A 7838-nucleotide genomic window follows, 5' to 3' on the forward strand; every position below is an offset into this window, starting at 1 on the left:
TTCAAATAGCTCCTCATGAATTTCTTTACGTAAATATTCAAAAGTGATGTCCATACCATCGATAGTAACAGGATGGCAATGCGGAAGCAGCTGCGGGGTCAGCTTTGCGCCAATAAAGCCAGCGGCTTTGGCCACGCCAAAAAGATTGCCTTTGGGCAGCTCATCTCTGGAGATAAGATCCAGTGTTCCGGGGGAACAATAAATTATCCCTACTGCATCTGCCGTCCTTAAAGTGATCTGCTTACCCGTAATGTCTCTCATGTAGCTGTGTTGATTCGATCTTTTTGAAAATTTATGCGATCAATTAAAATCACATTGTCAAAACAACTACTAAAATCTGATAAATCACAAATAAAAATCAATAAATAGCTAAATCGTTATCTTTCTGTCACGGGCAATAATTTTCCAGGTTCCGGACAACTCTCCTTCTTCTATCAATGTGGCGTATTCGTACAAAGCGCAGGTTGGGCAGACATGAAAGGGCAAAGCATAAAGGATGTCTCCGATTTTCCATTGATGATGTTCACCTGCTTCCAGCACCAGATGTTCTTCACTCTGGCTGATGAGCTTAAGATCGGGTGCATTTAGAAAATATAGCCTTTTTTGCAGGTCATTTTCAGCTGCAACCGATTTATGACCAAGATCCAGGCATATTTTAGTTTCATCCGGCATTGAAATCACACGGCTTAAAATCAGTGCAGCCGGCAAAAAGTTCTGTTCCGGGAGCAAATCCTGATAACCTTTGTCCCAGAAGACAAAAGTTCCGGGACTGCACTCTACGTCTGGATTTTCAGCATATATAGGAAACGTGGGCGAGCCTCCTATCACCAGTTTGGGCGCACTGTATCCTTTGTTTTCCAGTTCTTCCTTTAGTTTCTCAATTGGGGCAAACAATTGTTCACTTAATTTTTTCCTTATTTCAATATCCCGCTCGTGGATATGTCCGTCGTAAGCATGAAAACCGAGTGTTTCAAGTCCTTTTAAATGGGATGCGTCTTCATACAACTGCATAGCTGCACTACCCGGCTTAATGCCTGTTCTATTCATCCCGACATTCAGGTCAATATACACTGGTATACGCAATTCGTTAATAATGGCCTGGCCTGATATTTCTTCCGCGCTTTTCAGGTTGTCAGCTAAACAGGAGAATTTTGTTCCCGGGTATGCTTTGATCACTGATATGAATCTCGTAATTTTGGGTCCGTTTGGCTGATAGGCAAGTAAGACATCCTGCGCATTGCACATACCGAGCATTTCTGCCTCTGCTATCGTCGCACATTTGAATTTATTGATCCCCGCCGCGATCATCAGCAAGGTAACTTCTTTCGTCTTATGAGTTTTAACATGTGGTCTGAGCCTGGCCGGATCATCTATCATTTTTACGATGGTCTCTATATTTTTTTTAACCCTGTCGGGGTAGATGATCAGGGCAGGCGAATCCAGTTTGTCCGGATTATTGATGGTATACCATTGCCTGTCAGTCGTGTCTAAGTTCATTTTTGAATTATTTACCTGTTGATTTTCGGTGTATAAGCCACGACCTTTTGTTTTGATACGCCTAAATTATCAATACCCAGTTCTACCAGATCTCCTGCTTTCAGATACTTAGGTGGAGAAAACCCGAGCCCTACTCCTGCGGGAGTACCTGTCGATATAATATCACCAGGAAGTAAAGTCATGAACTGGCTTAAATAATGAATTAAAAAAGAAACGCTGAATATCATCTGACTCGTTGAGCCCTGCTGCACCGTTTCCCCGTTTACCTTTAGCCATAATTTCAGGCCCTGAACATCAGCAATTTCATCAGGCGTAACCAGGTATGGGCCAAGCGGTGCAAAGGTATCACAGCTTTTACCTTTTACCCATTGCCCGCCCCTTTCAAGCTGGAAAGAGCGCTCACTGTAATCGTTGTGCAAAACATAGCCGGCAACATAATTCATCGCTTCCTTTTCTTCTACATAAGATGCCTCCTTTGCGATAACGACGGCCAGTTCCACTTCCCAATCGGTTTTTAAACTGTCTTTTGGCAGTACCAGATCATCATCAGGTCCACAAATTGCCGTAGTGGATTTAAAAAAGACTATTGGCTCATCCGGAATTTTGGCACCTGATTCCAGCGCGTGATCTTTGTAGTTGAGGCCTATGCAGATTATTTTAGATGGTCTGCCTACCGCGGACCCAAAGCGTGAACCGGAAGGAACAACAGGAAGTTTATCCTGATTTTTTTCGATAAAACCGGCAAGCTTTTTTAACCCGCCTGATTCAAAAAATTGCTCGTTATAATCTTCTCCGAATGATGAAACATCCAGCATTTTATTTTCAAAAAAAATTCCGGGTTTCTCAGCCCCTTTTTCTCCAAATCGAAACAGCTTCATAATGGTAGTATATAATAAAGTAAAATTTTCAAATCAACTCATCAACCAGGTAAAGGATAGACTCATAGTTTTTCCCAACGGCATCAGACATGGCCATTTCGCAGGTTTTAGCGGTAGAATAATAGCCTGAATAGGCTTTGTTCTTCACCTCTCCGGCTTCCGGAGCCGTAGCCGATGCCGTAAGCTCCGGAAATAGAAACCCTCTGTCACCGGCCATCCCGCAGCAGCCTGCCATCAAAGGCACGTCTACCTGGTCTGCAAAGTGACTCGCCAGCCGGAATAACTTATCTTCCAGCCCCATTTTTTTTAATGTACACACCGGATGTAAAACGATGCGGTCCTTTTTGCGCACATCTTTCAGCTTCGGCACAACCTGATCAAACAGATAGTCTATACTGTCAATGATATTCAGCTGGTCAAAATAATTCTTATTTTCATCAGTAAGTACCGTACGGCTGTGCTGCAAAGTATGTGTACAGGAGCTTACGTCCAGCACCACCGGGAATTTTCCACCTGATGTCCACTTCCAAAGCTTCTTAACAGTTTCGTTGGAAGTATACGCATAGGCATCGCTGTATCCTTTGGAAGAGAACAACTGTCCGCAGCACATGCCGCCAATGTCGCCAGGGATCAGCACTTTAATCCCCGCTTTATCCGAGACACTCATAAACGTTTGCGGAACACTTTTCTTGTTTTCTTTTGCCCCGCCCATCATCCTGTTGATACAGGTAGGGAAATAAACAACAGATCCATTATCGTGTCCTTTAAGTTTGCCTTTTGTTGATTGCAGCTGATTACTCCATAAAGGAACAGCCGGGATGATCTTTTTAAGGCCTCCTGTTATGTTCCTCATCGTAGATTCACCGAAAACACTGTTTATGCCATCGCCGGTTTTTACTGCAAGTCCGACTGCAAAGGCGGTGGCACCAAAGTTTTTTGCAACACCCAGGGCCAGACCATTTGCTGTATTGCTGTGGCTTTCCATTCGCAAACGCTTGACCAGATCACCTGTATTGATGTCAACCGGACAAGCTGTGGCACACAGGCCATCCACCGCGCAGGTATCGAGTCCATCATACTGGTATTCTTTGACCAGCAGCTCAAACTCCTGTTTGTTACCTGATGCTTTTAAACCGGCCAGCTCTCTCCTTACCACAATCCGCTGTCTTGGCGTAAGGGTAATGTTTCTGCTTGGGCATTTATGTTCACAGTAACCGCATTCAATGCACTTATCCACTTCCTGTTCTACTGACGGCAAAGGTTTTAAGTTGGCAATGTGCGCTTTTTTATTTTCATTGATGATCACTCCGGGATTGAGCAGATTTTCCGGATCAATGGCTTGTTTCAGCCTTTTCATGATCTGATAAGCTTCAGTTCCCCACTCGGTTTCTATAAAGGGAGCCATATTCCTGCCGGTTCCGTGCTCAGCCTTCAAAGTACCGTCATAAGTTTCCACTACAAGTTTTACTACATCCTGCATAAACAGGTCATAACGCTCAATTTCTGCGGCAGTATGAAAAGCCTGGGTGACGACAAAGTGGATATTCCCGTCCTTGGCATGGCCAAAAATGATCGCTTCATGGTATTCAAATTTCTTAAACAACTGCTGAAGATCGAGAATGGCATCTCCAAGTTTTGCTACAGGAAATGCGATGTCTTCAAGTATCACTGTGGTACCACTGGCACGCACTGCGCCAACCGCTGGGAACATCCCCTTGCGCAGCTTCCAATAAAAAGCCTGCTGTTTCACATCCTCGGTAAACAAAGGCGGCTCCAGCATCGATAAGGCTCCGGCCTCACTCAGAAACATATTGGTTTTGACATGCAATTCCTCCGGACTGTTTGCCTGAAACTCAACCAGTAATGCAGCCGCAGTCTCCGGCAGCGTCTTTAATCTTTCCGGAACGCCTTTCAAACTGTCAATTGACCTTAACGAAGCCCTGTCCATCAGTTCCACCGCCTCAGCTCCGGAAACCGTTAAAGGAATAATGGCCTGACAGGCGGCATAAATGTCCGGAAAATACAAAAATGCGGTAGTTTTATAGGGATAATCCGGAACTGTCTGCATCACTGCTTCGGCAATGAAACCAAGGGTTCCTTCTGCGCCGATCAAAAGATGTGAAAGTACATCCAAAGGATGCTGATGATCAATGAAAGCATTCAATGAATAGCCTACTGTGTTCTTGGTCCGGTACTTTCTGCGGATCAGGTCGTAGAGTGCAGCATTTTGGTTAAGTTGCTCCTGTATTTCTATAATGGTTCTGAAGACTTTAGAACACTCTTGTTCAAACCGGTCATAGTCAGCATTATTTTCAGTGCTAAAAGTATTACCATCAGGCAATATAAAGCGGATATGTTTGGTAGTATGATAGGAATTCAGCTTCACGCCACAACACATCCCGCTGGAATTATTAGAGAGGATACCCCCCATCATCGCTGCATCAATACTTGATGGGTCTGGCCCGATCTTTCTTTTATATTTTCTTAAATGGCCGTTGACCATGCTCCCGGTTATTCCGGGCTGTACCCTAACCAGTTCGCCATTTTCTTCGATATTTATTTTATTCCAATACTGACTCAGGTCTACTAAAATACCATCGGTAATGGCTTGTCCCGAAAGGCTGGTACCGCCTGTTCTGAATGTTAAAGGAATTTTATGCTCGTGAGAAAAGCTGAACAGCGCCTTGATCTCTGGTTCAGAAACCGGTTGTACAACTGCCTTTGGCCGTAAATAGTAAAACCCTGCATCTGAAGCAGATGCCACAAGATCAATGAGGCGCGATTTAATTCTTTCTTTCGGTATTATTGCCTCCAGTAATAGTTTCATGACCTGAAGATCAGTAAAATTTTTTCATTAGCCCAATCATCTTGTTACGAATAGACGTTTCTGCATTGATTTCGAGGTAACTGGTGCGGCTGCGCCAGGTTTCATAACCACCCAGTTCAAATGCTCCGGACGGCGGTACATATCCGCAATTTCCATTTGCCAGGGAAATGGAAAAATAGCGTTCTGCAGGGCTTTGATTTTTTAGCCAGAGCCCGGTTTCCGCGAAAATCTCTGCGGCCAGACCGCCAATCAGACCGGTCCCTATTTTTATAACATGAAGCGGAAACTGTATGGTGTCAGGATATTCATTTAACAAGACCTGTTCACGGGCATATATCTTCCTTAATCCCTCTTCATCTGGATGCAGGGTTTCATAATTACTCTCTGCAACGATTTTTTTAGACTGCTCAAGTTCTTCAGCAGAGGGTTTCCTGGTTGCTATATTTAATTCTTTATAGCATGTATCAAGATCTGGATTCTCTTCCCAGCTGATCTGGCTAAGAGATTGAAAAACGTGCTCAGCAATATCTTCGCCTATCAGTTTACTTTTTTCAAAGTGTCCGGAAGGATAACGGCCGGGGTTTAAAAAATCCCAGATATTGATATCCCCGCTTGTTCCGTTGCTCATTATTCCCACGAAATCATTATCCGCGTCAAGTTTTCTTTGAATACTTGCCGCAAATTCGCCAAAATAATCTGCAGATATGGTTCCGTTTTCCCAATCCCCAACATAGTGCAGTGAATAATTCGCAAGCAGGCTGATCCATGAATCGTCGGTGCCTTTTATAGCCAGATACGCGACACCTGGGTCGGTTATTGTCGCTGCCTGTCTGATGTAGGATTCGGCGCCGAAAGGATTTGTTTTTACTTCCTCCCGAATCCCGGTAACGGGGCTGTGAGGTGTATAGCCTTCATTCATAAGATACCGCCGGCTAAGGACGTGTTCCGGAACATCTGTACCGCCAAAAGCAATTTTCGCCGGTCTGAGTTTTTCCTTTGCCTGCTTTACCGCTTCAACGATCAGACCTGGTAATTTTTTTGAATAAGCAGCATCAACTGAACTCAGATAGGCTTCAGCAACTGAACCGGCGGCATGCGTATGGGTACATGAGATCAGAATATCTGCAAAGGCGATACCTGTTTTCCCGCTCACTTCATTTCTGATCTGATCCACATAATTTTTGGGCATCACGCAGATATCGACAACAACAATGGCTGCCATCATGCCTTCTTTCTTCAAAACAATAGCTTTTGCAAAAAGCGGATCATGAATATAACGCGCATAATGTGCACGAAAATCTCCATTGATAATTGTTCCCAAAGGAGGTGTAATATCCACTTTTGCGGCACCTGCATTAAATGTATTGTCGGCTAACTCCATGCTTTCCTCAAAAATCTTAACCAGTTCTTATAAAAAATATTATCAATATCTTCCTGTTTATAACCACGCCCGGACAATATGTCCTGATATTTCTGAAGATCAGCGATTGAATTCAGGTCCCATGGGGATTGTTCTGTTCCAAAAATACCATCGAGATCACTCCCTATAGCTATATGCTCACTATTTCCGGCAATCTGACAAATATGGTCCCAGTGATCGACAAGTTTTTCAAGCTTGATGTCCAGCTGCCAGGGATCAGAAATGGTGTCTATAAACCTGATGTCCATCGCCCAGCAATCCAGCATCCCACCTATTACGGCGCCTCTGCTGATCAGTTTCCCGATCTGGCCGTCTGTAAGCTGACGCTGGTTTGGAACCAATTGACGCACGTTGTGATGACTTGCCCAAACCGGTCCCTGGTAAATGTCCATTACCTGATCAAAGCCCTGGTCGGTAAGATGCGTCACGTCAAGTATTAATTTGAGCTTATCCATCTCCTTGAGCAGGTCAATACCCATTTCCGTAAGCGGCCCCTCCATCTTCGTCCCCGGAGCATAACGGCCCGGACCAAAATGCGATAAGCCAACCGCTCTTAACCCATACGCGTATGCTTTATGCAAATAAGAAATATCAACCAGCGAGTCAGCACCTTCCAGGCTTAATATATAGCCAATTGGCTTACCGTCGTCCGCGATGGAAAGGTCATCCCAAAGATCAAGGTGTCTGTCCAGTTCGCTGAGGTTCGTGATCTGGACCATTTCACCCAAAGCTTCCATTTCACGATACCATGTCAGCTGTGCCTGGGTCATTGCCCATGCCTGTTGCGGCGAGTTCCATCCGGGAAGTGCGCTTCCCGGAGGAGTAAAACGAGAGAGCTGTGTAGCGACGACCAAGCCGATCCTGCCTTTTCTTAATTCCGGCAAACACACTGTTCCCTTTCCCCGGTCCGGCTTATCTTTCATGTGCATTTCGCGCTGGCGTATTTCTTCCAGTGGCCTGCTCAGGTCCCTGTTCCATTCCATTGCATTCATGGAAAGGTCAAGATGGGCGTCTATTATAAACGAAGATTTCATGCTTTATCGTTAAACGGGTATTTGGTAATGATCTCATGGATCTTGTAGCTAAATTTAGCAAACAATTTGTTCCAATGCTCGACATCGCCGTTTTCATAGTTGTAAAACCCTTTATTACTTTTCATTCCCACGTCCCCGTTCGATATGATATCAGAGAAAAAATCAGGTATATGATTGTCTTT

At 44.5% G+C, this 7838-nt stretch carries 6 protein-coding genes and 1 pseudogene; all 7 read right to left on the minus strand.

Annotated features, from left to right (window positions below; translation table 11 throughout):
* On the minus strand, positions 1-261 hold a 261-nt coding region (locus VK541_RS05305; protein WP_324367648.1), incomplete at its 3' end, for a cyclic pyranopterin monophosphate synthase MoaC.
* A gap of 108 nt (positions 262-369) precedes the next feature.
* Positions 370-1497 (minus strand): D-TA family PLP-dependent enzyme, encoded by a 1128-nt coding sequence (locus tag VK541_RS05310; protein WP_324367650.1) that lies wholly within the window; start codon positions 1495-1497, stop codon positions 370-372.
* A gap of 11 nt (positions 1498-1508) precedes the next feature.
* Complete coding sequence (locus tag VK541_RS05315; RefSeq protein WP_324367652.1) at positions 1509-2375, minus strand: fumarylacetoacetate hydrolase family protein; 867 nt, start codon at positions 2373-2375, stop codon at positions 1509-1511.
* 28 nt (positions 2376-2403) lie between these two features.
* Entirely contained in the window at positions 2404-5202 is a 2799-nt protein-coding gene (locus VK541_RS05320) for an FAD-binding and (Fe-S)-binding domain-containing protein (protein WP_324367654.1), read from the minus strand.
* A 10-nt stretch (positions 5203-5212) separates the two neighbouring features.
* Positions 5213-6583 (minus strand): hypothetical protein, encoded by a 1371-nt coding sequence (locus tag VK541_RS05325; RefSeq protein ID WP_324367656.1) that lies wholly within the window; start codon positions 6581-6583, stop codon positions 5213-5215.
* Positions 6574-7656 (minus strand): dipeptidase, encoded by a 1083-nt coding sequence (locus tag VK541_RS05330; protein ID WP_324367658.1) that lies wholly within the window; start codon positions 7654-7656, stop codon positions 6574-6576. The genes VK541_RS05325 and VK541_RS05330 overlap by 10 nt, the downstream gene beginning before the upstream one ends.
* Positions 7653-7838: pseudogene (locus VK541_RS05335) on the minus strand (hypothetical protein); the annotation flags it as partial. The gene VK541_RS05330 and the pseudogene VK541_RS05335, both read right to left, overlap by 4 nt.

This window comes from Pedobacter sp. (assembly GCF_035317785.1).
Taxonomy (GTDB): domain Bacteria; phylum Bacteroidota; class Bacteroidia; order Sphingobacteriales; family Sphingobacteriaceae; genus Pedobacter.

Excerpts from the sequence above, each read along its gene's own strand:
- VK541_RS05310 (WP_324367650.1), bottom strand. The coding sequence starts at position 1,497 with ATGAACTTAGACACGACTGACAGGCAATGGTATACCATCAATAATCCG.
- VK541_RS05315 (WP_324367652.1), bottom strand. The coding sequence starts at position 2,375 with ATGAAGCTGTTTCGATTTGGAGAAAAAGGGGCTGAGAAACCCGGAATT.
- VK541_RS05320 (WP_324367654.1), bottom strand. The coding sequence starts at position 5,202 with ATGAAACTATTACTGGAGGCAATAATACCGAAAGAAAGAATTAAATCG.
- VK541_RS05325 (WP_324367656.1), bottom strand. The coding sequence starts at position 6,583 with ATGGAGTTAGCCGACAATACATTTAATGCAGGTGCCGCAAAAGTGGAT.
- VK541_RS05330 (WP_324367658.1), bottom strand. The coding sequence starts at position 7,656 with ATGAAATCTTCGTTTATAATAGACGCCCATCTTGACCTTTCCATGAAT.